Source organism: Thalassospira sp. MIT121401 (assembly GCF_047125595.1).
Classification (GTDB): Bacteria; Pseudomonadota; Alphaproteobacteria; order Rhodospirillales; family Thalassospiraceae; genus Thalassospira; species Thalassospira povalilytica.
This window is the reverse complement of the sequence record NZ_CP138926.1, coordinates 3,652,544-3,678,925: the sequence shown is the minus strand read 5'-3', so window position 1 is coordinate 3,678,925 and position 26,382 is coordinate 3,652,544. Positions and strand designations below refer to the sequence as shown.

The 26,382-nt window shown below is 56.9% G+C and carries 24 protein-coding genes; 8 read left to right on the top strand and 16 right to left on the bottom strand.

Features of this window, described 5'->3' with window-relative positions; translation table 11 throughout:
- Nucleotides 1-8: 8 nt before the first annotated feature.
- The 3 genes from SIB88_RS17010 to SIB88_RS17000 form a co-directional block, all read right to left on the bottom strand.
- Nucleotides 9-956: a LysR family transcriptional regulator gene (locus tag SIB88_RS17010; RefSeq protein WP_228194243.1), complete on the bottom strand. Its 948-nt coding sequence runs from the start codon at nucleotides 954-956 to the stop codon at nucleotides 9-11.
- A 102-nt stretch (nucleotides 957-1,058) separates the two neighbouring features.
- Nucleotides 1,059-2,225, bottom strand: coding sequence for a DUF3095 domain-containing protein (locus SIB88_RS17005; RefSeq protein WP_412558621.1), 1,167 nt, complete (start codon nucleotides 2,223-2,225; stop codon nucleotides 1,059-1,061).
- Between the two features lie 77 nt (nucleotides 2,226-2,302).
- Nucleotides 2,303-2,521, bottom strand: coding sequence for a SlyX family protein (locus SIB88_RS17000; protein ID WP_068517582.1), 219 nt, complete (start codon nucleotides 2,519-2,521; stop codon nucleotides 2,303-2,305).
- A gap of 66 nt (nucleotides 2,522-2,587) precedes the next feature.
- Between SIB88_RS17000 and SIB88_RS16995 the strand changes: the two genes are divergently transcribed.
- The gene (locus SIB88_RS16995) at nucleotides 2,588-3,154 is read left to right on the top strand and encodes an SAM-dependent methyltransferase (RefSeq protein WP_412558620.1); all 567 of its coding nucleotides are present in this window, start codon (nucleotides 2,588-2,590) and stop codon (nucleotides 3,152-3,154) included.
- 27 nt (nucleotides 3,155-3,181) lie between these two features.
- Here the strand turns inward: SIB88_RS16995 and SIB88_RS16990 are convergent, their stop codons facing one another.
- The 3 genes from SIB88_RS16990 to SIB88_RS16980 form a co-directional block, all read right to left on the bottom strand.
- Complete coding sequence (locus SIB88_RS16990; protein ID WP_412558619.1) at nucleotides 3,182-3,448, bottom strand: GDCCVxC domain-containing (seleno)protein; 267 nt, start codon at nucleotides 3,446-3,448, stop codon at nucleotides 3,182-3,184.
- On the bottom strand, nucleotides 3,435-4,409 hold the full coding sequence (locus SIB88_RS16985) for an NAD(P)-dependent oxidoreductase (RefSeq protein WP_082817708.1): 975 nt from the start codon (nucleotides 4,407-4,409) through the stop codon (nucleotides 3,435-3,437). Before SIB88_RS16985 ends, SIB88_RS16990 begins: the two co-directional genes overlap by 14 nt.
- A 245-nt stretch (nucleotides 4,410-4,654) precedes the next feature.
- Nucleotides 4,655-5,068 carry a tellurite resistance TerB family protein gene (locus SIB88_RS16980; protein ID WP_082817709.1) on the bottom strand — a complete coding sequence of 138 codons (414 nt, stop codon included), beginning with the start codon at nucleotides 5,066-5,068 and terminating at the stop codon, nucleotides 4,655-4,657.
- A 365-nt stretch (nucleotides 5,069-5,433) separates the two neighbouring features.
- On the opposite strand from SIB88_RS16980, the gene SIB88_RS16975 reads away from it, so the two are divergent.
- Nucleotides 5,434-8,571 (top strand): EAL domain-containing protein, encoded by a 3,138-nt coding sequence (locus SIB88_RS16975; protein WP_412558618.1) that lies wholly within the window; start codon nucleotides 5,434-5,436, stop codon nucleotides 8,569-8,571.
- Nucleotides 8,572-8,697: 126 nt separating this feature from the next.
- On the opposite strand, the gene SIB88_RS16970 is transcribed toward SIB88_RS16975, so the two are convergent.
- A complete protein-coding gene (locus SIB88_RS16970) occupies nucleotides 8,698-9,342 on the bottom strand; it encodes a Crp/Fnr family transcriptional regulator (protein WP_101247479.1) in 645 nt (214 codons plus the stop codon).
- Nucleotides 9,343-9,531: 189 nt separating this feature from the next.
- Nucleotides 9,532-9,978 (bottom strand): DUF2946 family protein, encoded by a 447-nt coding sequence (locus tag SIB88_RS16965; RefSeq protein WP_068517587.1) that lies wholly within the window; start codon nucleotides 9,976-9,978, stop codon nucleotides 9,532-9,534.
- A gap of 388 nt (nucleotides 9,979-10,366) precedes the next feature.
- Between SIB88_RS16965 and SIB88_RS16960 the strand changes: the two genes are divergently transcribed.
- Nucleotides 10,367-10,936, top strand: a complete 570-nt coding sequence (locus SIB88_RS16960) for an HdeD family acid-resistance protein (protein ID WP_068517590.1) — start codon at nucleotides 10,367-10,369, stop codon at nucleotides 10,934-10,936.
- Between the two features lie 112 nt (nucleotides 10,937-11,048).
- Entirely contained in the window at nucleotides 11,049-12,971 is a 1,923-nt protein-coding gene (locus tag SIB88_RS16955) for a heavy metal translocating P-type ATPase (RefSeq protein ID WP_412558617.1), read from the top strand.
- A gap of 54 nt (nucleotides 12,972-13,025) precedes the next feature.
- Here SIB88_RS16955 and SIB88_RS16950 read toward each other — a convergent pair whose 3' ends face one another.
- The 3 genes from SIB88_RS16950 to SIB88_RS16940 form a co-directional block, all read right to left on the bottom strand.
- Nucleotides 13,026-14,402 carry a PepSY-associated TM helix domain-containing protein gene (locus tag SIB88_RS16950; RefSeq protein ID WP_412558616.1) on the bottom strand — a complete coding sequence of 459 codons (1,377 nt, stop codon included), beginning with the start codon at nucleotides 14,400-14,402 and terminating at the stop codon, nucleotides 13,026-13,028.
- 127 nt (nucleotides 14,403-14,529) lie between these two features.
- A complete protein-coding gene (locus SIB88_RS16945) occupies nucleotides 14,530-14,949 on the bottom strand; it encodes a hypothetical protein (protein WP_412558615.1) in 420 nt (139 codons plus the stop codon).
- 127 nt (nucleotides 14,950-15,076) lie between these two features.
- Nucleotides 15,077-17,851 (bottom strand): ATP-dependent DNA helicase, encoded by a 2,775-nt coding sequence (locus SIB88_RS16940; RefSeq protein ID WP_412558614.1) that lies wholly within the window; start codon nucleotides 17,849-17,851, stop codon nucleotides 15,077-15,079.
- A gap of 101 nt (nucleotides 17,852-17,952) precedes the next feature.
- Here SIB88_RS16940 and SIB88_RS16935 point away from each other — a divergent pair, with 101 nt between their 5' ends.
- A complete protein-coding gene (locus SIB88_RS16935; RefSeq protein WP_412558613.1) occupies nucleotides 17,953-18,816 on the top strand; it encodes an AraC family transcriptional regulator in 864 nt (287 codons plus the stop codon).
- A 356-nt stretch (nucleotides 18,817-19,172) separates the two neighbouring features.
- A complete protein-coding gene (locus tag SIB88_RS16930) occupies nucleotides 19,173-20,204 on the top strand; it encodes a substrate-binding domain-containing protein (RefSeq protein WP_412558612.1) in 1,032 nt (343 codons plus the stop codon).
- Between the two features lie 13 nt (nucleotides 20,205-20,217).
- On the opposite strand, the gene SIB88_RS16925 is transcribed toward SIB88_RS16930, so the two are convergent.
- The 4 genes from SIB88_RS16925 to SIB88_RS16910 form a co-directional block, all read right to left on the bottom strand.
- A complete protein-coding gene (locus SIB88_RS16925) occupies nucleotides 20,218-20,814 on the bottom strand; it encodes a LysE family translocator (protein ID WP_412558611.1) in 597 nt (198 codons plus the stop codon).
- 259 nt (nucleotides 20,815-21,073) lie between these two features.
- Nucleotides 21,074-21,526 (bottom strand): YqaA family protein, encoded by a 453-nt coding sequence (locus SIB88_RS16920; RefSeq protein ID WP_412558610.1) that lies wholly within the window; start codon nucleotides 21,524-21,526, stop codon nucleotides 21,074-21,076.
- Between the two features lie 118 nt (nucleotides 21,527-21,644).
- Complete coding sequence (gene pdxA, locus SIB88_RS16915) at nucleotides 21,645-22,667, bottom strand: 4-hydroxythreonine-4-phosphate dehydrogenase PdxA (protein ID WP_114113446.1); 1,023 nt, start codon at nucleotides 22,665-22,667, stop codon at nucleotides 21,645-21,647.
- A gap of 33 nt (nucleotides 22,668-22,700) precedes the next feature.
- On the bottom strand, nucleotides 22,701-23,705 hold the full coding sequence (locus SIB88_RS16910) for a 2-keto-3-deoxygluconate permease (RefSeq protein ID WP_412558609.1): 1,005 nt from the start codon (nucleotides 23,703-23,705) through the stop codon (nucleotides 22,701-22,703).
- Nucleotides 23,706-23,915: 210 nt separating this feature from the next.
- On the opposite strand from SIB88_RS16910, the gene SIB88_RS16905 reads away from it, so the two are divergent.
- Nucleotides 23,916-24,704 (top strand): DeoR/GlpR family DNA-binding transcription regulator, encoded by a 789-nt coding sequence (locus SIB88_RS16905; RefSeq protein ID WP_068517607.1) that lies wholly within the window; start codon nucleotides 23,916-23,918, stop codon nucleotides 24,702-24,704.
- On the top strand, nucleotides 24,697-25,734 hold the full coding sequence (locus SIB88_RS16900; RefSeq protein WP_412558608.1) for a four-carbon acid sugar kinase family protein: 1,038 nt from the start codon (nucleotides 24,697-24,699) through the stop codon (nucleotides 25,732-25,734). The genes SIB88_RS16905 and SIB88_RS16900 overlap by 8 nt, the downstream gene beginning before the upstream one ends.
- Nucleotides 25,735-25,831: 97 nt before the next feature.
- Here the strand turns inward: SIB88_RS16900 and SIB88_RS16895 are convergent, their stop codons facing one another.
- On the bottom strand, nucleotides 25,832-26,257 hold the full coding sequence (locus SIB88_RS16895; protein ID WP_068517610.1) for an organic hydroperoxide resistance protein: 426 nt from the start codon (nucleotides 26,255-26,257) through the stop codon (nucleotides 25,832-25,834).
- Nucleotides 26,258-26,382: the final 125 nt, after the last annotated feature.

Sequence of the window (26,382 nt, the reverse complement as noted above, 5' to 3'; positions counted from 1 at the left end):
CATTCGGTTCATGATGCTGATAACATTCGTGCATGATCGAGGTTGGACATCTCGCCGGCCCGAATGACGATTTCACCAACCTTGTCGATAATGTCATTAAGATCCCCGCTGGAGGCCCGCCTAATCAGCGTGATTGCCATGCCCCAGTTCATGCCGGGAATGTCAAGAATGCGGATGCGGTCATGGGCGGGACTGTGCATGCAAAAACGCCGTGCCATGATGCCATAACCGGCCCCGGCGGCGACCATTTCGATTTGCAGTTCAAGTGCCGATACTTCCAGAACGGAATTGAATTCGACCCCGTTCTTGTGGGCCCAGGCATTCCCAAGGGCGCGAAAAGTGCAACCTTCGGGCATCAGCACCATCGGGTGTCTGGCAAGTTCGGCGATGGTGGTCGGGTGCTGACGCGCCGATTTCGGGCCGATGGCAACGATATGATCATCAAGCAGGGTTTCCGGCAGCAAGCTTGCCGGAAGGTCGCGGCTTTGAACACCGCCGACAATGCCGTGCGGGCCATCAAGCGACAGCATGGCATCGATTTCACCCCGGCGCAAAAGCGGCAGAAGTTCCGCCGACCAGCCGCTTTTGATCGTGAGTGACATGTCGGGGAATGCCTGATGAAGATCGCGCAATTCGCGGGCGGCAAGCAGCGGGGCGGCACCGTGACTGACGCCCAGGCGGAACGGACCATGACAGCGCGCCATGCCGGTGACGGAATCACTGAACCCGTCAAGCCTGCGCAACAGATCTCGGGCCTCGGTCAGGGCACGATGACCGGCCGGCGTGGGTTGCAGCGGCTTGGTCGAACGGTCAAACAGCGATGTGCCGATGCGTTCTTCAAGGCGTTGAATACGCCGGGTCACCGCAGGCTGGGTCAGGCCCAGCCGGTTCGCCGCCCCGTGAAAGGATTGGGCATCGGCAACAGCAATCAATGCTTCGAGTTCGCGGGTATCCATGATCCATATCCACAGCTGCCAAGGGTCGCGACAGTGTCATGGATTTTTTATCGCGATGCAATCAATCTATTGGTTCGAAATGATTGATGCATTTCATGCATGTTATGCAGGGTCGGCATCGGGAATTTTGGCCTTATAGGCCGATGCGGCGGCAGTATAACCGCCTTCGCCGCCATCCAGAAAATGGAAATGGGCATCATTGGTGATGGACGGCACGATACAGGTCATGATTGCAGTGCGCTGACGATGAAGGCCAAAGCGGATATCGCCGCGATCTTCGGCTGCCCGCAAAAAGGCATCGATTTCTTCGCTACGCTGTACCGTGCAATTGACCGTCATCCAAAGTCCATCCCCGAACTTGCGAAAATCGGTGTTGTAGCCGGTAAAATCGCGATAGCGTTTGGGGTCAAATTCCCCCAGTTTCCAGCCGGTTTTCATCAGAACCAGCGCAATCAGCGAAATATAAAGCGCCTTGAGCCAGGCCTTGATATAGCCGCCTTCCTTATGCTGGGTCGCCAGGGCTTCGAGTTTCAGGCCCTTGGGCGGAAAGGAAAAGTCGGGACCACGCGCCGGGATCGGGCTGCTTTTGCGCGGGCTGTCATCGAGAATGTCAAAAAGGCCCGTGACGACATGATCAAACCGGGCGCGGTCATCGGCGGGATGGACAATGATCGACAGGATATGGTCGCTGCCGGTTGCGCGGATCGGTGACCAGCGACAGGACAGACCCGACAGATCGGGCCGGGTGCCCGGCGGGGCTGGCGGTATCATGTTATGGCCTGATTTCATCTGGTCTTCGGCCCATCGGAGGCCACGGCCATTGAACATGGCATAGGATACCGGCGGTGAAACGGCAAAGCGCGCTACCCGCACATCGCGGCCGGTCGCGCGGATATCGGCAATCGGCACCAGCGCGATGCGCAATTCAAAGCCAAGGGTTTCGCGCGCCCATGTCGCGGTTGCCGCCATTGCGTCACGGACCGCATCAATGCGGTCGGGCGCACAGGCAAAACTTGCACCATCGCCGCCAAACATGAACGGATAGTCGGAATGGCCCAGCGCATTGCCAACCGCACAGATCACCGATGCCCCGACCATATTGACATCCTTGAACCGGCCCGCGGCAATGGCCCCGGTCGATCCCACAATATCGGATGTGCCAACCCACCAGTCATCGGGAATGGACCGATAGACAGACCCGTCAAGAACCTTGGCAAAGTCGTCAAAGACGGGAATGTCGAGATAGGGGTTGGCTTTGGGGTTGTTCACGTCTTTCTCGCAAACTCGGTGGCGGGGCGCGATCGATCAGGGCACAGCCAAAAGATCGCGCGAAAAGAAGCCCGGCCTTAATAATGGGGCGGCGGGGCGTCGTCTTCGGGGGCTGTACGCAGAAAATCGATCATGCGTTTAATATCAGAAGACATCAGTTTGTTCTGACGTTCGAGAAGATCGATGCGGTCCCACTGGGATTTGATCATGTCAGAAAGGTCGCTTACCACGGAATCCATGTGAGCGAGCTGGGTTTCAAGTTCGGTGATGCGGTTTTCCGTATCGTCGTTATGCATGCTTGTATCTTCTGGATTTGGATGCCGCCATATGGCAGGACTGTGATTGAACCTGGGTCGGAACCCATGGCGGACAGTAACATATTTCGCGGATATATGACGGATTTATCGGTACTTGTTTTTGTTGTGATCATTCTGGCGCTGATTGCGATCTATTCGGTTCGCCTGCAATCGGTGCCGATGCCGACTTTGCGTTCTGCGGCCGATGAAATGATCGCCTATATCCCCGCCGATGTCCGGTCGGTGACCGATTTCGGGTCGGGCTGGGGGGATCTGGCGATCGCGATTGCGCGGGCCCGTCCCGATATTTTGGTCACCGGGATTGAACTTTCGCCTGTTCCCTATGCAATCAGCCGGATGCGCGCGGTTCTGGCGGGCAAGCCGAACCTGCGTTTTATCCGCGGTGATTTTCGCAAACTTGATCGCGATCCCGGGGATGTTGTGGTGTGTTTTATTGATCCGCGTGTGATGACCGATGTCGGTGATGTCTGTTCGCAGCGCCTGCGCGACGGGGCGATTGTCATATCGCGCGGCTTTGCCATTCCCGGATGGCAGGCGTTTGGCGAAGTGCCGATGAAAACCAACACCGATCGCCTTTACCTGTATCGGTTCGGCAAACATAAACCGGCTTGATAATGGCGGGGAAAACCCTGTGACAGCCTAGTCGTGCGGTGGAACACCTGACGGGGTCGGGGCGCAGCAATCGGCATTTTTGCCATGCAGCTGCACCGGCGGGCAGGGGACGGTGCCGTATGAGCAATACACACAACAATCCCCCGGAAGCGGGCGCAAAACCGCACCGCATCCCGTGCAGTCATAGAAATACTGGCAGGCGTCCGTCGGCATGGTTTCGGCACTGACATGACCGCATTCCGGACAGGTCAGTACCGATGTCAGTTCGATGCGGTTTTCGTCAGTCTTCTTCATAGACTTTGATCAGGGCCGAATGATCCAGGTCACCGTCCCCCATGGCGATGACTTCGTCATACAGTTCCATCACCAGACGGGTGATCGGCAATTCAAGGCCAAGCTCGCCTTCGGAGAAATCAAGCGCCTGATACAGGTCCTTGCGCTGGGTGACGACCTTGCCGCCCGGTTCGAAATTGCGTTCGATCATGCGTTCGCCATGTTTCTGCAAGATCGCAGAATCAGCAAAGCCCCCGGTCAGTGCCGAGCGCAGCTTGCCAAGATCGACACCGGCTTCATCAGCCATGGAAAAGGCTTCGGCAACAGCGCCGATGGTAATGCCGACAATCATCTGGTTGGCGGCCTTGGCGATCTGACCTGATGTGACATCGCCAACATGGGTCACGCGGGCGCCCAGAACTTCAAAGACGCGGTGGGCACGTTCGAAATCTTCGGGATCAGCGCCGACCATGATCGACAATGTGCCGTTTTCCGCACCATGGGTTCCGCCCGATACCGGGGCGTCGATCCATTTGCCACCGGCATCTTCGACCGCATCGGCAAACCGGCGTGTCGCATCAACTGCCGTGGTGCCCATATCGATGACGATTGTGCCTTCTTCCATGCCGTCAATAACCCCGTCTTCGCCCAGAAGGACGTTTTCAAGGGCCGGGGTGTTGGCAACACAAATGATGACGATATCGGCATCGGACACGGCATCGGCCGGTGTGCCGGCCGTTGCAATGCCAAGATCTTCAAAGGCATTGAGCGTTTCGGGATTGCGGGTATTGACCGTCAGGTGGGCACCCGCCTTTTCAAGGTTCAGCGCCATCGGGCGCCCCATCAGTCCAAGTCCGATAAAGGCAATCTTTTCCCCGGAAAGAGCAGTCATGACAGCAGTCCCTTTTTGGCGGTGGGCGAAAACAGTTACGTCGATACGCAACCGCACCTGCGCCGGACGGGCACATGTGCGGCAAAACATGTTGGCAAGGCCATATCACATTGCGGCATGGATGAAAGCTGCGATTTCAAGGGGACCATGCCCGAAACGCGCTTGTTATGCCACAACTTCAATCAGACGGGGCCTCGTTCTTTCAGGTAATGCTGATTTATAATGTTGTGTTTTGTATTGTCCCGTGCGGGACGGTTACGGTCGGCAGAGCCGGACGATCCGGACCATACATTGAGCATAACAGTGAGCATACAGTCTGGTGTGCCGGGTCGGACTTAAAAATCGCCGGGGCGGACATAGCGGGCGGCCATGGCCCGTTCGATTGCCGCACCCACAAGCCGATCGATATCAAGCCGGTGACGCAGGAGTTCAAGGATACGCAATTCTTCCTGGCTGATTTCACCGTCAGACAAAACAATTTCGCAGGCAAAGACATAGGCGGTCTCGCGCAATTTGCGCGGCAGGGCGTCGCGAATCATCGTCAGGGCACGGTCCATCCCGTCTTCTTCGCCAAGCAGACTTGCGCAATCGCGGGCAACCGTGGTCACCCCGTCATTGTCAAACCCGGCAAAAATCGGAAGGTAACGCACCCGGCGTCCCATCGCAGAAAGTTCGGCATCGGTAATGTCGTTATCGGCGGCCGAAACCATAACCATTGTGTAGATCAAGGCGTCCTGATGCGAAATCACGTTGGTTACTCCTTTCCAATATGGGTGTCAGAAACGCGTCTCTGCGGACATTTGACGGGGATACCGCCAAACTGTGACAACCATTAGGCGTTCAAATGGTAAGCTGATAACAATTTACGGGCAACAGTTAAGCAATTAAATTTTTTGGATTTTAATGATTGCGTAGGAAAATCTGGCGCAATCTGTTTGCGCCGGTCACGCGGGGGTTAAAAATGCGTCGAATGACGCACGTGTCTCGGGCAAAATAAAAAAAACACGTCGGATCAAAATAATAGCGAAATAAAATGGCTGCCTGCTCTCTTTGGGGAAAAATTGCACTTTGCAGTGCATGGGGTAGCAGTTATGGTCTCGCAGCGATAACGAATATGACGATTAAAGCGGATATGGGAGACATCAAAGCAATCAATTCCGTCGACACATTGGCGGCATTGATCAGCCACCTGCGTATGCCGGCTGGATTGTTTGATCCTGTCCGCAAGCGACTTCTTGTCAATTCGTTATGGATTCCCTGGTTCGACAAGGCACTGCAAGAGTCCGAATGGCACAAGATCGATGATCTTGGCTGCCTGGCGCAACTGTTGCCCGATCTGGCAGACGAAATCCTTGAAAAAGGCGGTTATCACAGCCGCACATCAGAGGTCAAAGGCACCGACAGGGTTCTGTTTGGCTGGAAATTGACCGTGGGCGGACAGGATTATATCCGTCTGCTGGTGATGGATGATGATGTGTCTTCGGGCATGGGCAGCCTGATATCGCCGCAACCGGTTTTGATTTTTGAACGTGGCGGTGCGTTGCGCTGTGCCAACAGTGCGGCCGAACAGGTTGCGCTTGAAATGGGGTTTGTCACCCCGTTTGCCTTGGCCCATCCCAGCGATCAGCGCGCCCTTGTCGATCATGACGGACCGCAATTTGATGCGGAAAATTCGCGCACGGTCCATTACGGACAGCGTTTCTTCCAATGGCAATGCATGCCGCTGTTCGGGGCCGATTTCGTGGTTCTGTTCGGACAGGAACGCACCCGCGAGGAAAGCTATCGCCGCGCGCTTGAACATGCGGTTCACGGGATCATTGAACTGAGTGCCGATGGCACTATTACCAGTGTGAACGAAGAAACCGCGAGCCTGTTTAATTATGATTCCGTGCGCGAGGTCATGCAGGCCTATTTGCGCCGTCCGGAATCCTTCTATGCCCAGGACAGCGACCGCATCCAGTTGCGCCGTGATCTGGCGAACGGCATCGGTGTTCAGGCCCGCGATATTGAAATGCGCCGCTCGGACGGCAGTCAGATCTGGGTACGTTTCAACGCAACCGAAATCCGTGGCGAGGGCGGCGGGCTTCTGGGATATAGCGTCACAATTACCGACATCACCAAAAGTCGGCAGGCGGAATATGATCTGCGCCGTCGTCAGGAACGCTATCGCGCGCTGGTTCAGACCGCGGGCAGCGTGATCCTGTTTTTGGATTCCGAAGGACGCATTCTTGAATATAACCGCGAATGCGAATGGACCTTTGGCTATTCCTGGATGGAGGCCGCCGGTCAGAACTTCTTTGATTTCCTGTTGATCGAAAGCGACCGTGCACGGGTGCGTATGGCTGTGCGCCGCCTGTTATCGGGTGAAATCATCAAGGATGAAGTATTTTCGTTCAAACGGCGCGACGGGGAAATCCGCCTGTTGCAGTGGAATGCGCGTGCGCATTTCGGCGAGGATGGCGATGTTGCCGGTGTGATCTGTATCGGGCAGGACGTGACCGAAAAGCTTGCGGTTGAACGCGCGCTGCGCCATGCCGAGGAAAAATTCCGCGGGATTTTCGAAAACTCTGCCGAAGGTCTTTATCAAAGCCGGCCGCTTGGCCCGGTCCTGTCGGCCAACCCGGCCTTTGTGTCGATCCTCGGATATGAATCCGTTGATGAATTGATGGCCCAGGGTGAGGAGCTTCAGCATCATTACCTTAATCCGGTAAGCCGGTTGCGCCTGACGGGGCGGTTGATGCGCGATGGCGCGATCCACGGGTTTGAAACCGAACTGCGCCGCACGGATGGCAAGATCATCTGGGTCGAGGAAAATGCCCGTCTGGTCCGCGATGAAAAGGGCCGGCCGAGCCTGATCGAAGGATCGATCACCGACATTACCGACCGCAAACGCAGCGAAGCCCGCATTCAGTTTCTGGCCCATCATGACGGGTTGACCGGGCTTCCCAACCGCACCCTGTTCCAGGAACGCCTTGCCGCGGCGGTCGAACGGTCCAAACGCGAACGGCGCAATTTTGTGCTGATGATGTTCGATCTTGATAACTTCAAGGATATCAACGACACGCTTGGTCATCCTATCGGCGACCTACTCTTACAGGGGGTGGGGGAGCGCATGCGCGTCTGTCTGCGCAACGAGGATGTGGTGGCCCGACTTGGCGGGGACGAATTTGCGGTTCTGATCCATGAACCGGGCTCGGTCGAGGAAGTTACCTTTGTTGCCCAGCGCCTGATTGAACGGGTTTCCGAGCGCTTCATGCTTGATGGTAACGAGGTGCAGGCATCGACATCGGTCGGGATTTGCATGTATCCGCAAGATGGTCGCGACGAAAAGGACCTTTTGCGCAATGCCGATCTGGCGCTTTATTGCTCCAAGGCCGAAGGCCGCAACCGGTATCATTTCTTTGAACCGAAATTGCAGGTCGAGGTCCAGGAACGCAAGGCGATGGAACGCGATCTGAGCCATGCGATCGAAAATGATGAACTTGAACTGTTCTATCAGCCGATCATTGATATGGGCGGGCATCGCATCATCGGGATGGAGGCACTTGTACGCTGGTTCAGCCCGTCGCGCGGGCCGGTCAGTCCGGTCGATTTCATCCCGGTGGCCGAACGCATGGGCATTATCGGCGATATCGGCAAATGGGTTTTGACCCGTGCATGTGAACAGACCCGCGCCTGGCGCGATGACGGATATGGCGAATTGACGATTTCGGTCAATCTGTCGCCGCTTGAACTGGCCCGTCATGAAGATCTGATCGAAAGTGTCGGCGAAGTTCTGTCGCGGTCGGGGCTTAATCCGCGTCAGCTGCAATTCGAAGTCACCGAAGGTGCGGTGATGGACAATCCGCGCGAAGCCGCCATTACCCTTGGCATCTTGCGCAATCAGGGCATCCGGATCGCGATTGATGATTTCGGCACCGGCTATTCGTCGCTGGCCTATCTGAAACGGTTCCCGGTCGACAAGATCAAGATCGACCGGTCCTTTATTATTGATATCGACAGTTCAGACGGCAATGCCGCGATTGTGCGTGCGGTGGTGTTCCTGGCGCGGTCATTTGGCATGGCGGTCAATGTCGAAGGCATCGAAACGGAAACCCAGCTTGAACATATCGCATCCGAGGGGGTCGACGAAGTTCAGGGCTTCTATTTCAGCAAGCCGGTTTCGGCAACCGACATGGAAGCGTTGCTCAAGGCCAACAAGATCGCGCCGACCCACTTCCCGCTTAGCGGTCATGGCAATACCGCCCACTAGCCCGTTAGCCTGCCAAGCCAATAGTGCCGCGGGCCATTCTCCGAAAAAACATGAAAAAAGGTGCATGACACAATGCCATGCACCTTTTGGTTTGACCGGATCGGCCTGGATGGCCCTTACCGTAGTTCAGGCCGCAGATTGTTGCGGGGCTTCGCCCGCCCCCTTGCAGAGCTTGTCACGATTGATCTGCATGACGGTCGGCAAGGCCGGGCTTTTGGAAATGGCCCCTTCACGTTTGAGATTGGCGATCATGCGACTGGCCGTTTCGGTCGTGGTCGCAATGATATTGCCAAGCTTTTCACGGTTGGGCAGGGCGACCTGATCCTTGTGCGATGCCCAAAGCAGGAACCGGCAGATGCGCCGCATCGCCGATCCGGTGCCAAAGCTTATTTTAAGCTGCTGGGCGTCCATGACTTCGGTCGCAAGCAGTGACATGACAGCGGCCTGTATATGCCGATCCTTTTGCTGGGCTGCTTGCACCCGCTGGATCGGCAGGCGTTTGATGATCGATGGTGCAATGGTTTCGATCACCAGTGACGGATCACTGACTGCGAGCATCTCAAGCCCGATAAAGTCACCGGGGCGATAAACCCGGCAGACCTGTCTTTCGCCGTCTTCTGTATATTTGCACCGAAGCGCAAGGCCGCTTGCCAGAAGATAGATATAGGTCTGATCTTCGGCATGGTGGCCGATGCTGGCATCTGCGGGCAGATTAAGAGCTGCCGGTTCCGCCAGTTTTTCAAGCAGTTCAAAGGCGTCTTGTTTGTTCATGGGTTGTCCCCCATTGGCAAAATCAGGATACGCGGCAAGTGCGGGGTCGCGTATCGACACCAGTCTTTTGACCCGGCATGGCATCCGGGATGGCCCGATTGGATGGGCAAGGACAACTGTTTCAGGCACGGATTCCGGGCGTCTGGATACATCAGTGGCGCAAAACCGCCCAACGCAGCCGAAACAAAATCAGATCAAAGCGGGCGGGGCGCGCGGTGATGCCGCAATCGGGCAGAAATCATGCAGGCGGGCCGTGATATGAAGGGCCGTAACCTGATTTGACAGCCGGATGCGGTGAACTTGCGGAAGTTCCGGTTCGACGGGCATGCCCACGGCATGATTGCCAAGACCGCAACTGGCGCACTGGAAGCCTTCATAGGCGTCCGAGCTGTGCGGCGATGTGCCGCCATCCTTGGCGATCTCGGCGGGAACCGAAATGGTTTTGATGCCGTTTGCCGTACAGATGATCAACGGCACATAGGTCACATCGGAAGTTTCAATGCCGCTTGGAACCGATGCAAGGGCGACAGGCGCATGCATGAACCCGAACATCAGGGCATTCACCAGCAACAGCCACCCGACAAAGAGTGACAGTGTGCGTCGAACGACCGGTATGGTGTTTCGGGTGGTTCTCACGGCTTTCTATCCAGATTGGAAAGATACGGATTTTCAATAGACCTTTGAAACCGGCCTGTCAAAGCCTGCATTTGTGAACCAGTTATCACTATTTCTTTATAATACTTCCAGAAAGCCCCGCAATGGCAGGCCACCCGTACCCTGCGCATCCGCATGACCAACAGACGGCGCAAAACAGGGGTGAAATTTTTTCGCCAAAGGCCGGGTTTCAAGACCTTGCCGGGGCGGTTTCAGGGCCGGTTTTTCACCCCGGTTTTGGTTGGAAACACCGCCAATCACAGCTTCCCAACATATTGCAATTCATAAACTTTTGTATTCAGTCGGAACAAAATGAACTATTTTGAGTTGAAGCTGTTGATACAAACCGCAGTCAGGCAGGAGCAAGCCAATGACCCAGATCGTAAATGACGGCACCCCGGAAATGCGCGGACTTCTTGACAAAGGCCGCAAGCGGCTTCGCAATATTGGCGTGGTCATGCTGGTGCTGGGGATCCTTGCGGTGGCGTTTCCGTTTGCGACCACGATTGCGTTCAAGACGATTATTGGCTGGCTGTTTATCATTGGCGCACTTGGCCATTTTTACGGGGCCTGGAACGCCGATACCCCGACGCGCCGCGGTGTTGATATCATTCAGGGGCTTGTATTTGGCGTGATCGGTGTGTGGCTGGCGTTCCTGCCGCTTGGCGGGATTGTGACACTGACCGTGTTGCTGGCGATCGGCTTTATCCTGCATGGCTTGTTCGAGCTTGTCATGGGGATGTGGCTGCAACAGTTTCCCGGGTGGAAATGGATGCTGTTTTCAGGCGCGATCGCCATTCTTGCCGGTATCCTGATCTTTGCCGAATTGCCAAGTTCGGCCACCTGGGCGATCGGATTGCTTTTGGGCATCAATCTGTTGTCTTCGGGCTTCAGCTATTTGATGGTGTCGATGGCAATGGGCAAGGTCGCGCGCGTCTGACCGGGATTTGATCGGTCTTTGATCCGTCTCTGACCGCCTTTTTGCTGTCTTCTGAACGCTGGCGTTATCATTCATTTTACGCCATGATAATGTAATGATGTTCGGAGGCGGCATGACGGATCACGCAATTGACAGGGTTCTTGTGCGGATTGATGACGCCCTGTCTGCGCCCGCGCTGAACCGGGCCATTCTGGCGGTGACGCTGATTGCCATGGCGGGGCATTTTGTCCTGATGTGGGGCGCACCCGAGCAGATCGGGGCATATCGAACGGCCGACATTCCACTTTTGATCCTGTTTGTACTGGGCGGGTTGCCGATCCTCGGGCAGCTTGCCATCAAGTTGCTCAGACGGGAAATGGGGGCGGATTTTCTGGCCGCGATTTCCTTTGTCACGGGCATTGTGCTGGATGAATATCTGGCGGCCAGCCTGATCATTCTGATGCTGACCGGCGGGCAGGTTCTTGAGAGCTTTGCCATGCGCAAGGCATCCTCGGCCCTGAATGCGCTGGCACGCCGCATGCCCAGTGTCGCACATCGCAAAAATGCCGATGGCGAAATTTCGGATATTGCCCTTGATGATATTGCAATCAATGACCTGATTGCGGTCTTTCCCCATGAAACCGCCCCGGTCGATGGCACGGTTGTCGACGGGCATGGCACGATGGATGAAAGCTATCTGACGGGGGAACCCTATGTCGTGTCAAAGGCACCGGGAACGGCAGTCCTTTCAGGTGCGATCAATGGCGAGGCGGTCCTGATCATCCGGGCGGAAAAACGCGCACGTGATTCCCGTTATGCCCAGATCATGAATGTCATGGCCGAGGCCGAACAAAAACGCCCGCATATCCGCCGCGTTGGTGATCAGATCGGGGCGTGGTTTGCCCCGGCGGCATTGTTGTTTGCCATTATTGTCGGTTATCTGAGCGGGGATTCATCGCGGTTTCTGGCGGTCCTCGTGGTGGCGACACCCTGTCCGCTTCTGATCGCCATTCCGATCACGGTAATGAGTGCAATTTCGATTGCCGCACGGCGGGGTATCGTTATTCGCGACCCGACCGTGCTTGAACGATTGCCGACCTGTCAGACCGCGATTTTCGATAAAACCGGCACTCTGACCTATGGCCGGCCTGAACTGGTTGATGTTTTGGCGGGGCCGGATTTTGATGCCGATCTGGTGTTGCGTTTGACGGCCGGGCTTGAACGTTATTCCAAGCATCCGCTGGCATCGGCGGTTCTCAAAGAAGCCCGACTTCGCAATTTGCCGCTTGATGAAGTCGCCCACGCATCCGAAAAACCCGGACAGGGTCTAAGCGGGCAGGTCGACGGCCATGATGTGGTGGTGACCCATCGCAACAAGCTGGTGAAATCCGATCCTGACATCGCAGCCCTTCTGCCGGAAACGGCGGCGGGATTGGAATGCGTGGTGCTGATTGACGGGCAGTATGGCGCGACTTTTCGTTTCCGCGATACCCCGCGGGCCGAGGGCGAAAATTTCGTCGGGCATCTGGGCGCGATCCATCATTTCAAGAAAGTCATGCTGCTGTCGGGCGATCGCGAAAGCGAGGTCAGCTATCTTTCCGACCTTCTTGGCATCCGCGACAGCCTTGCCTCGCAAAGCCCGGAACAGAAAGTCGCCATCGTCCGGGGCGAGGCCGCCAAGGCCCCGACCCTATTCATGGGCGATGGCATCAATGACGCCCCGGCATTGGCGGTCGCCACGGTCGGTATTGCCTTTGGCAAGGAAAGTGCGGTGACCGCGGACGCGGCCGGGGCCGTAATCCCCGAAGCATCCCTTGTCACGGTTGACGAGCTTCTTCACATCAGCATGGCAATGCGCCGCATCCTTTTGCAAAGCGTGATTGGCGGTATGGTTTTATCCATCCTTGCCATGGGCTTTGCCGCCGCAGGCTATATCACCCCGGTCGCCGGTGCGCTGTTGCAGGAAGGCATTGACGTGATTGCGATCCTCAATGCGCTGAGGCTGGCGATCCGGCACGATATTGATGCCGATATTGTCGAGGAAACCAGATTTTGATGGTGCGATGCGCAGCCCGAGTGTGACCCGGGCTGCACCTGTTTTCGTGCGGGATCAGGCAGTTCTTTGCCTGCGTTGCGGACGGACAACGCACAGGTAATCAAGCAGCCAGATCACGATCATTGATGCGCCGACCATCGGATAGATGATGCCGCCAATGGCAAGAATTGCCGCAACGACCCTCATTCTGGTCGTATCACGTGGAAGCGGGGGCACGCCAAGCGTTCCCGACGGGCGGCGTTTCCACCACATGACGCCCGCAGAAATCGACATGAAAATGATCAGAGCACAGATCACCAGCAACAGGATCTGGTTGGCGATGCCAAATTCCTGTCCCAGATGGACATTGATGCCAAACTCCATGATTTTGCCAAATGGCCCGTAATCGTCATATCCCATGTCGATCAGTGGTCGGCCGGAATATTGATCAAGGTGAATGACCCGTTGCAGGGACAGATCATCAGGATAGATCGAAGCAGAGTAAACGCCGGTTTCCCCGCGCGGGAGCGAGATGGCATAGCCCGGTGTCAGACCCATTTCGTTAAAAATCGACATCGCACGATCAATGCCAATCGGGGCCAGATTGGCGGTTTGCCCAATCCCGCCATCAACCGATTGCGGCAGCGGGATGTTTTCGTTGGTCCAGCTGGTTTCGCCAAAGGCCTCGATCATGGGGATGGTTGAAAGCGGCACGTCAACCCGCACCCCGGATGGGTAGCCATTGGGTGTGCCATTGGCAAATTCGTTGGCATATTTGCCCCAGAAGACCGACCAGAACATGCCGGTTGCGGCCATGAAGATGATGAAAATGCCGATAAAGATGCCGGTCACCGCGTGGGCATCACGCCACCAGCGACGACGTTTGGGCGTATCGCGGAGTGTGACAACACCGCCTTTCTGATCACCGCGCGGCCACCACAAATAGGTGCCGGTCAGCACAAGCAGGATGGCCCAGCCCGATGCGATTTCAATCGCATAGTTCGGGATCGTGCCGAACTCGGCCAGACTGTGGATACGCCGAACCACCCACATCAAAGTGGTGCGATCCGGCATATAGCCAAGCACATCCCCGCGATAGGGATCGATATAAACCGCCTGCCGTCCGCCGGCATCGGCGGCAATGACGATCTCGGTGCTGCGCGTCGGATCGGCGGGCGGCATCACCTTGACCGGGGTGCCCGGAACGGCAAGAAGGGCCGCGTCGATCTGTGAACTGATCGGAAGGGCGGCATTGCCGGATGCTTCAACAAATTTAAGATCGGCGTGATACCAGTCGTCAATTTCATCGCGATAAATATAGGCCGCGCCGGTGACCGCCATCAGGATCATGAAGGGCAGGATCAAAAGACCGGCATAGAAATGCCAGCGCCAGACAGCGCGATAGAGGCTTGTATTCCCCTGGTTTTCAGGGGATCGGGAATTGTTGGTCATGTTTCTTGTCCAGATGCGTGCATTCCCGGTCGAAACTTTGTCGACCCGGTAAAGGCACTTGAATTTCAGGAAAAGCAGACCGGAAAACGCCACGACCGATGGATCTGGTCCGATCGGGTGCGTTTTCTCAGGCGTGCTTGGTCACAGGACAGGAAACAGCAGGCGGGGCACGCGGTGACGGGGCAATGGCGCAAAAGCCATGCATTGTCGCGGTGATATGAAGGGCGGTGACGGCGTTGCTAAGCTCGATCGCGGCAAGCTTGGGCAATTCCGGTGCGACGGGCATGCCAAAGGCATAATTGCCCAAACCACATAGCGCGCATTCATAACCATCTGGCGTATCGGCATTTTCGGCCGGTTCATCGGGCAGGCCGTCGGCACGGACCAGAATGGTTTTGAAGGTGGAGCCGGTACAAATCACAATCGGAATACGGACCACGCCATCCATCATGGATGCCAGCGACGCCCCGTTGGCCTTGGCCATCGGAATATGCATGAAGCCGAACATGATGGTGTTGGCCAGGAACAGGACGCTGACCAGCGCCAAAAGGCACTGTCTGCAGATCAGGCTGATATGCCAGCAGCGTCGCACGTATCGCGTTCCATCACGGTTTGACCATGATGCTGTTTATGGGGTTTGGGAGCTGCTGTCAAAACCTTGCGGGTGATGTGCATTACGATTGCGGCTTGTTGCCCAGAAACTCTTTGGTCTGTTCAATCGCCTCGCGCAGGCCAACGCGCTGGACTTCGACATCTTCGGGGAAGGCGCCCAGAAGCCGTGATGGCATGCGGTTATCCAGCAGGACAAACACACCGCGATCTTCGGCACGGCGGACAAGGCGGCCAAAGGCCTGCTTCATGCGCAGGCGCGTGAGCATGTCGTCATAACGTGCGCCGTGGAAGGCCGATTTGCGCGCACGATGCAGGATATCGGGGCGCGGCCATGGCACGCGGTCAAACACGATCAGACGAAGGCTGTCGCCCGGGACATCGACCCCGTCACGCACCGCATCGGTGCCCAGCAGGCAGGCATCACGTTCAACCCGGAAAATATCAATCAGGGTCGAAACATCCATGCCGTCAATATGCTGGGCCAGCAATTGCAGGCCGGCATCATCCATCGGCCCGGTCAACCGTTCGTAAATCGCGCGCAAGCGTGAAATCGCGGTAAACAGGCCAAGCGCGCCACCACCGGAGGCCAGAAACAGTTCGCGATAGGCCGCGGCAATGTGGTCCGGGTTATCACGGCCCAGATCATTGACAATGAAAACGCGGGTCTGTTCGCGGTAATTATAGGGGCTTTTCATTGCCGCCCGGATGGCCGGAAGCGGCATGTGCGATGCCCCGGTGCGGTCCTCGGCCACGGCCCAGTCAAAATCTTCGTCCCCGGTGCCATCGCGAAGGGTCGCGGACGTCACCACCATGCCATGCGCGGTGGGGGCCAGTGCCGATGTCAGCGGCAAGGTCGGGTCAAGATAATGACGATGCATGCCGACATCAAAGTCCCGGCCAAACTGGCGTTCAATCGCAAACCAGTCGACAAAGGTTGGCGGTGTTTCTTCGACCAGCGATGCCAGCATTTCACGCCATGCCGCGACCTGCATGATCGCACGGCGTTCAAGGGATCGGATCGCGGCATCAAGGCGCTGGCGTTCGGCGCTGTCAAGTTCATCGGCCTTTTCATCAAGCATATGGGCGATGATCTTGATCAGCGATCTGGCCGGTTTTTCCATCGCTTCAAGCGCGCGGTCAAGGTCGGCCGCACTGGCCAGGACTTCGTTCAAGGCCGGTTTGCAATCGGTTTCAATCGAATAGCCGCGATCCCCATCAGCGGACCGTGCCATCACCTGTGCACGCACATGGGCCAGAAATACTTCTGCCGGGCCTTTGGCATGTTGCGATCCGTCGTGAATACGGCCAAGCCATCCCTGTTCGGGAAGACATTGGGCGGCAACAATCACGGCATTGACCGCATCGCGCAATTCATCGCGATCATGGATCAGGGTTTCAAGCCGCTGTTTCAGGCCACGCGCACGCGATGATCCCTTTTGCTCGGCCCCAAGCAGCCAGCGGCGCAATTCCTGCCCTTCCTGCCCGGTCAGGTGGGATGAAAATGCCTTATCGGCTGCATCAAACAAATGATGGCCTTCGTCAAAGACGTATCGCGTCGGCATCGAGCTGTCATCAAGCCCGCCAAGAGCTGCCTGCACCATAACAAGGGCATGGTTGGCAACCACGATTTCGGCCGAACGGGCGCGACGCACGGTCTTCTCGATAAAGCATTTCGAATAATGCGGGCAGGCGGCATAGATGCATTCGCCGCGCTGATCGGCCAGCGCCCCGGTAAAGCGATTGCCCAGAAGTTCGGTCAGCCAGGCCGGGAAATCCCCACCGACCATATCGCCATCGCGCGTGGTCGATGCCCATCTGGCAATCAGGCCAAGCGGGGTGGCCTGATGGGGTTGCTGGGTCAGCGGGCGCTGGGCTTCTTCGAAGTTCAAAAGACAGAAATAGTTTTCCCGACCTTTACGCACCACGGCCTTAAGGCGCTTGTCCTTGGGGTCATCATAAAGCCGATCCAGTTCCTGATCGATCTGACGTTGCAGGTTGCGGGTATAGGTCGAAATCCACACTGCCCCGTCATTTTTCTGTGCCCAAAGCGATGCCGGTGCGACATAGCCCAGCGTCTTGCCGGTGCCTGTTCCGGCCTCGGCCAGAACGATATTGGGGGCGCCATCATGCAGGCGCGGGCCGAAGGCCGAACAGACAGACGATGCATAATCGGCCTGTTGCGGGCGTTCCTCGGCTCCTTCGCCCAGAAGTTCTTTCAGGCGCTTGCGCGCATCCTTGGGATCAACCGGATAATTGGCGGGTGGCGGTGGCGGGGCATGTTCGGCCCATTCACCAAGCTTTTTCCAGACTTTAAGCCCTTCATAAACCGCATAGCGATGCGGGCCATCCCCATCCGCACCAAGGGCGGCCAGAACCGAAACACCCCACGGCCAATGCCCGCGTGCCATCGGCCACGCGATGGATAGGGCCGGGCCGCGCTTGTTACGATGAAGGGTGGCAAGTTCCTGCAAAAGCCGTTTCATGGCTTCTGCAAGGGCCTCGGCCTGACCGATCAGGTCATCGGCGGGCTTTTGCCCGGTGGCCAGCGCAATGCCGCGCGGGGTCGGTACGCAAAACTGTGCCGGACGCACAAAGGCAAACAGTTCGAGCAAATCATGTGCGGCAAACGGATCAATTTTCAAACGCCGCGCACAGGCCGGGGTGTGGACCAGAATGGGCCGCGTTGCGCGTGCCCGCTTGGCCGCGGCCCCGTGCGGCAGTTCCTCGATCTCGCCATCGGGTGACAGAAACACAGCATGACGCAATCCAACGACCATGACAGGTGCATTGGGCGGCATGAAACGCGGCTGGGCTTCTTCGGAACGATCATCGAACATTTGGGGCACTATAAGGGCGCACGTGCAGTGGCGCTACCGGGGAAATTGACCTATCTTGGAATTTATCGAGCTTGACTGTAATCGCAAGAAGATCACACCGCATGAGTGCCCCCAACACCCGCAATCAGCATTTCTGGCGCGATCCGGCTTTGCCGTTTGTCGAATTGCGGCGTGTGGCGGACGGGCATGCGGTTTGTTACGAGCGCCACAGCCACGATACCTTTTCGATCGGCACGGTGAAGGACGGTTACAGCACCTATTGGAACCGTGGCAAAACCCATGAAACGCAAGAAGGATCGGTGGTGATCCTTAATCCCGAGGATGTTCATGGCTGCAACCCGGTCAAGGGGGCTGACTGGTGCTATGACATGCTGTTTGTTGATCCGGACTGGCTTTTGGATTTGCAGATCGAAATCGATGCCGATGCGGCCGGCAAGTTTGCGATGTTTTCCGATACGCTAAGCCATGATCCCCATCTTTATGGCGGGTTGCTTGATCTGGCCGATACGCTGGTCACTGCGGATATTGATATTCTTGGCAAGGAAACGGCACTGGTGTCGTTCTTTGGCGATCTGCATGTGCGGCTGAACCGGCGCGGGGTGTTGGACGGATCGGGCAGGGCAGGCGGGTCGGGCGGGTCGGTGCATGACCGCAAATTGATCCGGGTCGGCGATTATATCCAGACCCATTATGCCGAAACCATCAGTCTGGATGATCTTGCCGAACTGGCGGGCTATTCGCGGTCCTATCTGGTGCGGGCGTTTAAAAAGACCTTTGGCATGACCCCCTATGCCTATCTGATCAATTGCCGGGTGCAGCGCGCCCGTCATGCGCTCAGGCGCGGGGAAAAGATCGTTGATGTCGCGCTTGAAACCGGTTTTGCCGATCAGGCGCATTTTCAACGCATGTTCAAACGTCTGATGGCAACCACACCACGCCAATATGCGCGCGTGCAGGCCGCCTGATTTTCCTGATCTTCCGCCGCAATGACCCGTTGACGCGATACCCGGTCAAGCCCGGTGTGCGTTGGTGTAATCGTGTGTAATCCGATATGGCCCGGTGGTCCCGGATGAGGCCGGGGGTGGCGAGGTGGTGTCTGGGGGCCTGTCTGATGCCGGTCGTGGGGCGGCGCGGATGCGGTCAGGGTCGGGTTCAGCGTTTGGTTGGTTTTGATTTAAATCTCCTTGATCTTAATCAACCAAAACGTGTTTCATTTTAGTTATTCTATTTTAAAGAAGGGGCGAGCAGATAAATCGGGCGCGGCTTTTGGCATGGATCGGGGTGCCAAAAACCAGCCGCGCCGAAAAGGAGACCGTTTGGAATGATTTCCTGTGTCAGGGCCGGTTTTGGTCTTCAGTCCTTGTTGCTGGTGGTTGCAACGATCAGCATTTTAGCAGGCCCGTCGCGGCATGCCATGGCCGAGCGGGTGTTTGCCCTGATCACCAAGAATGTCGGTGATCCCAATTTCATCGAGGCCTGGCGCGGATGCAATGATGCTGCGCGCATCAAGGGGGATCGGTGTGTGCATCTGGGCGGTGACAATCTGGGATATTTCAGGGCCCAGAACCGCGCGATCGAAGATGCGGTTGGCGAAGGTTATAGCGGGGTTGCCATTTCGGTCACCAAATCGGAATTCATTGCAGAAAACGGTTTGCCCAAGCTGATTGAAACCGGTGTGCCGGTCATTACGTTTGATTCCGATCTGATTGCGCCGTTTCACCATCTCAGACAGGCTTTTATCGGTGTGGAAAACCACCTGATCGGGCGGATGCTTGCCCGTGAATTGCAAAACCGCCTGCCATTTGGCGGGAATGTCTGTTTGATGAGTGCCGGGCCCTATGACCCCAATCTGAATGAACGGATCAACGGGTTTCGAAGCGAAATCAGAAAGACGTCCGGTCTGGGCAGTCAGCCGCCGTTAAATGGCAGTGGCGGCTGGTTCGAAAGCCCGCGCTGTCCGTGGTTCAACAAGGACAATCTTGATCTGGCGATGACGCAGTTCCGCCAAAGCATGCTGGATGACAGGCTTGATGCCTTTATCACGGTCGGGTCATGGCCGTTGCATGATCCGCAGCGATATGTGCAGACCTTTCGCAATTTGCCGGCAGACGCACGCCAGAACCGGCCGTTGATCCTGATTGGCGGGACAGGCGCGCCAACACCCGAACATGTGTCGATCCTGCGCGATAAAATGGTCGACGGGCTGGTGGCGATTGATTTCTATAACCTTGGCAATGTTGTCTATCACTATCTGGTGTCGCTAACCCAGGACAAGGTGCTGGGCGATCTGCCGATTGTTCAGCCGCACTTTATCGGGGAGGATGCCTACAGCAACAAGGACGACACCCAGTAATCGCACGGTCGGCTTATAGTGTCAGATAGATCGCACTCGCCGCCAGCAGGGCCGCCATGATGCGGTTAAACAGGCGGATGCGGGCAGGATCCCCCAAAAAGCGCGATAAAAACGCCCCGGCATAGGCCCAGCAGGCAACAGAAGCAAAACAGATCACGAAATAGATCGCGCTAAATTCCCAGATCAGGGTCGGCGCACCGGACGCGGCATAGGCGCCCATCCCGGCGATTGATGCCAGCCACGCCTTGGGGTTAAGCCATTGCATCACCGCGCCGGTCATGACCGACGGACCCGTGCCGGCATCGGATTTTCCCAACTCGCCATTTGATGAAAACAGCTTCCAGGCCATGAACAGCAAGAAGGCAACACCGGCCCACTGAATGATCGTGGTCAGCTGCGGAAAGGTTTCAAGCAACTGATGCAGGCCAAGCCCGATCAAAAGCAGCAAAAGGCAAAAGCCCGCCGTTGCCCCGAAGACAAGACGAAGCGAAGGGCGAAACCCGTACTGGACGCCGGAACTCAGCACCAGAATATTGACCGGGCCCGGCGTGATCGAGGCGGCAAGCGCGAAACTTGCCATGGAAAGATAAAGGCTGAGGGTGGCGGTCATCGGATGTTTCCTGCTGGCTGGTGTCCGCTTTGTGGGGCCGGAGCGGTTAAACTGTTGCAGGCAGGATGAGGCCGTTTTGCCGTGATTTATTGAACGATATTGCCCTGTCGGGAATTTTGCCCCGGCCGACGCAGTGCCCAAGCGGATTGCCAGTGCCTATTGCCCGTGACGATTGCTCATGCCGATTACCCAAGCGGATTTCTCAAGCCGGTGGCCCCAGCCGATGGTCCGCATCAATGCAGGGTATGAGGTGATGGCATTATGACAGCATCGAAGCCAGTGCCGATGCCCCACCGGCAATCATGGCATAGCGCGCGGCCTTGCCAATGGTGACCAGGATCAGAAACGGGATGAAACGGACCCGCATCACCCCGGCAAACAGGGTCAGCGGATCGCCAATGATCGGAAGCCAGGCCAGAAGCAGCGACCACAGCCCGTATTTCGAAAACCATCGTGCCGCACGATCAAGTGCCGCGCCCGATACCGGGAACCAGCGACGATCGCGAAACCGGTCGATATAAAGGCCAAACGCCCAGTTGATGATCGATCCGATGACATTGCCCGCAGTCGCAATCATGACAAGCAGCCAGACCGCGTGATCACCCTTGGCGACAAGGGCGCCCAATGCCGCCTCGGACGTGCCGGGCAGGATGGTGGCCGAGGTCAGGGCAGAAAAGAATAACCCGGCAAAAAGGGCGATATCGGTTGTCATCGCACCGGATTAGCCTGCTTTTGCGGCGCGGTCCAGCATCGAAGACATAAAAAAGCCCGGCGCATTGACGCCGGGCTTTGGTCGGTCCACCCCCAGAAGCGATAATCTGAAAAACAGATTAGGCCGCAGGACCGATAGCGCGATCATTTGGTGCCAGCTGAACCCCATAACGGATGGCTGCGATCAGGCTTTCGTAACGGGCGATGCCCTTGCCGGCGATGTCGAATGCGGTGCCGTGATCGACCGACGTGCGGATAATTCCGCCCTTAAGACCGACGGTGATGTTCACACCTTCGTCAATCGACTGCACCTTGACCGGGCCGTGGCCCTGATCGTGATAGCAGGCCACCACGACGTCAAAATCACCGCGTGTCGCACGGTAAAACAGGGTATCGGCCGGAAGCGGGCCCTGAACATCAATGCCTTCCTTTTGGGCGCGTTCGATGCCGGGGATGAGTTTTTCCTCTTCCTCGCCCTCGCCAAACAGGCCGTTTTCACCGGCATGCGGGTTGATGCCGCAAACGGCAATGCGCGGCGATGTCTGACCGGCCTTGGACAGGGTGTCATGAGCCAGCCGGATCACCTGATAGGTCCGTTCCGGGTTGATGCGGCGGATGGCTTCGATCAGACCAACATGGGTGGTCAGATGAATGACCTTCATCTTTGGGGTCGCCAGCATCATCGAATAGCTTTCGGTCCCGGTCAGTTCCGCGAGGATTTCGGTATGGCCGGGGAAGATATGGCCACCGGCATGCAGGGCTTCCTTGTTGAGCGGAGCGGTGACAATTGCTGCCACGCGCTCTGCCTTGGCCATATCGATGGCGGCACTCAGATATTCGAAGGCGGCATGACCGGCCTTGGCATTGACTTCGCCAAACGGAAGATCGGCAAGATCAAAGCCCGGATCGGCACAAAGAACGGTGCCCAATTCCGGTTCTTGCGGAACCGGATCGGTTGGCAGGAACGTCTTGATGTCGAATTTTGCACCGACGATATCGCGGGCGACGGCCAGTTTGCCGGCATCGCCAATAACGATCGGGCGGGCCATTTCGTAAGTTTGCGGATCGGCAACGGTGCGTGCAACGATTTCCGGACCTACACCGCAAACATCGCCCATGGTGATTGCTACGATCGGTTTCATGTTTTTACCTTCTTTTATCTGCGTGCCGGGTGATCAGGCGGTGGTTTCGCCCGACCCGGTTGTGGTTTCTGCCTGCTGGTCGGTCATCCCGGTCAAGTCGGTGCGGCGAACAAGGAACGAGATATAGATCGGCAGCAAAATGGCCGTTGTCACGGTTGAGGCCGCGACCTGGACGGTTGCAAGATCGGCCAGCTGACCAAACAGCGGGTTGGCCGCAGCAATCGCCATCGGTGTGGCAACAGCGTTACCGGCGGTCGATCCTTCGGACGCGCCGACAATCGGGTTCCATTTCATGACACGGAACACGATATAGCCCGCAGTACCGGTGACAAAGACCGTCAGGATGCCGATCAGAATACCGGCAAGGCCGCCTTCGATGATGGCCTGGAAATTGATGCCCATGCCAAGGGCAAAGGCAAAGAACGGGATCAGCATGTCGCTGCCCTTGGCAAGGAATGCGCGCAGCTCATGATCAAGGTTGCCAAGCACCATGCCAACAACAATCGGCAGCAACACGGCAATAAACGAAATGATCGAGAAGAAGCCTTCGACAAAGCCCATCGCACCAAAGACCGTCAGCGCGATCATGGTCAGGAAAGGACCGTCATTCAGAGCAAGGATCGAATAGGCAGCCTTGTCATCGGCGCGTCCGTACTGACCGACAATCGCGACATAAAGTCCGCCGTTCGAGTTGGTCATTGCCGCGATGATGGCAATCGGCACCATGCCAAAGAACAGACCGCCACTATCGGCCATGGCATAGGCCAGAAGACCGACCGCAGCACCGGCAATCCATTTGACAACCAGAAGGGTCGCGCCCTTGGCCGCAGCCGTTCCGACATTTGACAGGGTGATCTGTGCACCGGCACAGAGCAGGAAGAGTGCGATCAGTGCACCCGCGCTATTGACGAAAAGGGCTTCGGTGAAATTGCCGATGCGCAGCAAGTCCGGCGCAAAGGTATTGATGGTCGCGCCAAGCAAAAGCGGGACAATCATCATGCCGCCAGGAATGCGTTCGAGTGTGTGTTTGATTTTCATGGGTTCCTCCCGAAGGACCGCTGTGGGGAAATTAATTTCCCGATTGATTTTGATTGATCGTGGGAGAAATTGACACTAAATGGAATTTATTGGAAGAAAATATTCATAAAAATATCCAAAATTTGTATCCGTTGGGTGATTTTGGTAGATATTGGCTCGTCTTGGCGTGCGGAGATGTGCTAACACAAAGAAAAAACCAAGGAGGCGTTCATGTTGCCAGCCAAGCGACGTGCCAGAATTATCGAATTCCTGCGCCGGGAGGAAATGGCGTCACTCAAGGAACTGGCCGAACGGCTGGACATGTCGGTGTCCACGATCCGGCGCGATGTTGAATATCTGTGTTCCACCGGGCATCTGACACGCACCCATGGCGGGGCGATGATGAATGTCAGCGACCGCAAGGGGTTCGAACCCGAAGCCGCGATTTCATCCGAACTGGAAAGGGATGCCAAGAACCGCATCGGCCAACGCGCGGCTGCACTTATTCAGCCCGGTCAGACCGTTTTGGTAGATAGTGGAACAACCACCCTTGCCGCGGCACATGCCATGGTCGAACGCGATGTGCCTTTCACCGCCTTTACAAACGATCTTTCGATTGCGTCGGTTTTTTCCCAAAGCAACACGATCAATACCTTTGTCGCGGGTGGAAATGTGCGCCCCGGGTCATCGACATTGCTGGGGGCGTCGGCCGTGCGCATGATCGAACAGCTTCGCGCCGATGTCGCGATCATCGGGGCCCATGCGGTTTCAAACGATGGTCTTTCGGACAGTTCAATCGAATTGTGCGAAGTCAAACGCGCAATTATTTCGGCGGCGGAATTCGTGGTTCTGCTGGTCGACAGCAGCAAGTTTTTCAGCCGCAGCTTCAGTCTGTTTGGCGGTCTTGAGGAAATCGGACTGATCATTACCGATGACCGGATCAGCCCGGACATGCTCAAGGAACTGAAACAAAGAAACATACCGGTCGAAACGGTATCGCAAGAGGTGCCCAATGAGTGACGTGCGTATTCTGGCCGATGATTTGACCGGTGCACTTGATGCCGCAGCCCCGTTTGCATCGCCTGATGCGCCGGTGCGCCTGATTTTGTCGGATGGCGGAATGCTTGGCGCCAAGGTGACGATCAGCAGCGAAAGCCGCGATCTGCCCGAAGATCAAAGCCGGGCCGCGGTCGGGCGGGCCTTTCAGTTGCTTGGCGATGGCGGGGATAATGTGAACCGCACGGGGCAGGATCGGGCCCTGTGGTTTAAAAAGGTCGACAGTGTCCTGCGCGGCAATTCGATCCTTGAAACCATCGAGATGATGCGATGCGGGGCGTTTTCGACCTGTATCTTTGCACCGGCCTTTCCCGAAATGGGCCGCCGGACACGCGATGGCATGCATGAAGTGCGGTCCGGCAATGACTGGGAACCGGCATCGGTCCATGATTTGCGCCAGGCGTTTGCCGATTTTGGTGTCGAAGCACAGATATTTTCACCCGAGAGCCCGGTCAAAGGCGTTGTGATCGGCAATGCGGTGACGCAAGCAGATCTTGATGTGCTGGTGGCGCGCTGTCGCGATGTGCCCGACATCCTGTGGGCGGGAAGTCGCGGACTTGCACAGGCACTGACCCCGGAATTCACAAGCCGCCCGCAACCGCGGTTATCCGTCATTGTGGCGGGTACGGCCCATCCGGTGACCCGAAAACAGATTGCAAATGCCGTGCGTCACGGTCTTGGATCCGTCGCGAACGGGCCGGTCCTGCTTGATCCGGTGCCGACGGCAAAAAACGCCGAGGAAACAGTCGCCGCACTGATGGAAGAAGTCCCGAAACTTTCGGTGCATCCGGGAACTGGTCTTATGGTGATTGGCGGGGATACATTGTCGGCCATTCTTGCGGCCAGCGGCGCCCAATCGATGGAATGTTTTGGCGAAGTCGGGCCGGGATTGCCGGTGTCGCGCATTCTGGGCGGACAGTTTGACGGTGTCGATATCGTGACGAAATCCGGTGGATTTGGCGACGAAGCCTTGATCGAACGCATGATCGCCTGAGTACGCCATAAAAAAGGCCCGGTGCGGGGGACACCGGGCCTTGCAACGCCGATCAGCTTTCGGGGGGAGTGCCGATCAGCAGGGGGGAGCCTTGTGATCAGGCAATGACCGATTTGACATCGACATTGCCGCGCGTTGCATTCGAATACGGGCAGATCTTGTGGGCTTCTTCGACCAGTTTTTCGGCCTCGGCCTTATCAAGGCCCGGAAGCGAGACGGTCAGGGTGACGGCAAGGCCAAAGCCGCCGGCCGAACGCGGACCGATCCCGACATCGGCGGTTACCGAAACATCGGCCGGGATTTTCGGGCCGCCCTGGGAAGATACAAATTTCATCGCACCGATGAAGCAGGCCGAGTACCCCATGGCAAACAGCTGTTCGGGGTTGTTGCCGTCGCCACCCGCACCGCCAAGTTCCTTGGGCGTGGTCAGCTTGACATCAAGCGAGCCATCAGCCGTTTTGGCGCGACCATCGCGGCCACCGGTTGCAGAAGCTTGTGCGGTGTATTTGACATCTACAGACATGGTTTTCATCCTTTGTTTGAACCGTGTTTCAGTTCTGGTTGACGACCCGGCTGTCCATCGCATCTTCTTGCATATGTCGCCGGGGGTGGGCAGGCGCAACCGCGCCTACCCGAAAGAGAGTGTGA

Excerpts from the sequence above, each read along its gene's own strand:
- SIB88_RS17010 (WP_228194243.1), bottom strand. The coding sequence starts at position 956 with ATGGATACCCGCGAACTCGAAGCATTGATTGCTGTTGCCGATGCCCAA.
- SIB88_RS17000 (WP_068517582.1), bottom strand. The coding sequence starts at position 2,521 with ATGCATAACGACGATACGGAAAACCGCATCACCGAACTTGAAACCCAG.
- SIB88_RS16995 (WP_412558620.1), top strand. The coding sequence starts at position 2,588 with ATGGCGGACAGTAACATATTTCGCGGATATATGACGGATTTATCGGTA.
- SIB88_RS16990 (WP_412558619.1), bottom strand. The coding sequence starts at position 3,448 with ATGAAGAAGACTGACGAAAACCGCATCGAACTGACATCGGTACTGACC.
- SIB88_RS16985 (WP_082817708.1), bottom strand. The coding sequence starts at position 4,409 with ATGTTTTGCCGCACATGTGCCCGTCCGGCGCAGGTGCGGTTGCGTATC.
- SIB88_RS16975 (WP_412558618.1), top strand. The coding sequence starts at position 5,434 with ATGACGATTAAAGCGGATATGGGAGACATCAAAGCAATCAATTCCGTC.
- SIB88_RS16970 (WP_101247479.1), bottom strand. The coding sequence starts at position 9,342 with ATGAACAAACAAGACGCCTTTGAACTGCTTGAAAAACTGGCGGAACCG.
- SIB88_RS16960 (WP_068517590.1), top strand. The coding sequence starts at position 10,367 with ATGACCCAGATCGTAAATGACGGCACCCCGGAAATGCGCGGACTTCTT.
- SIB88_RS16955 (WP_412558617.1), top strand. The coding sequence starts at position 11,049 with ATGACGGATCACGCAATTGACAGGGTTCTTGTGCGGATTGATGACGCC.
- SIB88_RS16950 (WP_412558616.1), bottom strand. The coding sequence starts at position 14,402 with ATGACCAACAATTCCCGATCCCCTGAAAACCAGGGGAATACAAGCCTC.
- SIB88_RS16940 (WP_412558614.1), bottom strand. The coding sequence starts at position 17,851 with ATGTTCGATGATCGTTCCGAAGAAGCCCAGCCGCGTTTCATGCCGCCC.
- SIB88_RS16935 (WP_412558613.1), top strand. The coding sequence starts at position 17,953 with ATGAGTGCCCCCAACACCCGCAATCAGCATTTCTGGCGCGATCCGGCT.
- SIB88_RS16930 (WP_412558612.1), top strand. The coding sequence starts at position 19,173 with ATGATTTCCTGTGTCAGGGCCGGTTTTGGTCTTCAGTCCTTGTTGCTG.
- SIB88_RS16925 (WP_412558611.1), bottom strand. The coding sequence starts at position 20,814 with ATGACCGCCACCCTCAGCCTTTATCTTTCCATGGCAAGTTTCGCGCTT.
- SIB88_RS16920 (WP_412558610.1), bottom strand. The coding sequence starts at position 21,526 with ATGACAACCGATATCGCCCTTTTTGCCGGGTTATTCTTTTCTGCCCTG.
- pdxA (WP_114113446.1), bottom strand. The coding sequence starts at position 22,667 with ATGAAACCGATCGTAGCAATCACCATGGGCGATGTTTGCGGTGTAGGT.
- SIB88_RS16910 (WP_412558609.1), bottom strand. The coding sequence starts at position 23,705 with ATGAAAATCAAACACACACTCGAACGCATTCCTGGCGGCATGATGATT.
- SIB88_RS16905 (WP_068517607.1), top strand. The coding sequence starts at position 23,916 with ATGTTGCCAGCCAAGCGACGTGCCAGAATTATCGAATTCCTGCGCCGG.
- SIB88_RS16900 (WP_412558608.1), top strand. The coding sequence starts at position 24,697 with ATGAGTGACGTGCGTATTCTGGCCGATGATTTGACCGGTGCACTTGAT.
- SIB88_RS16895 (WP_068517610.1), bottom strand. The coding sequence starts at position 26,257 with ATGTCTGTAGATGTCAAATACACCGCACAAGCTTCTGCAACCGGTGGC.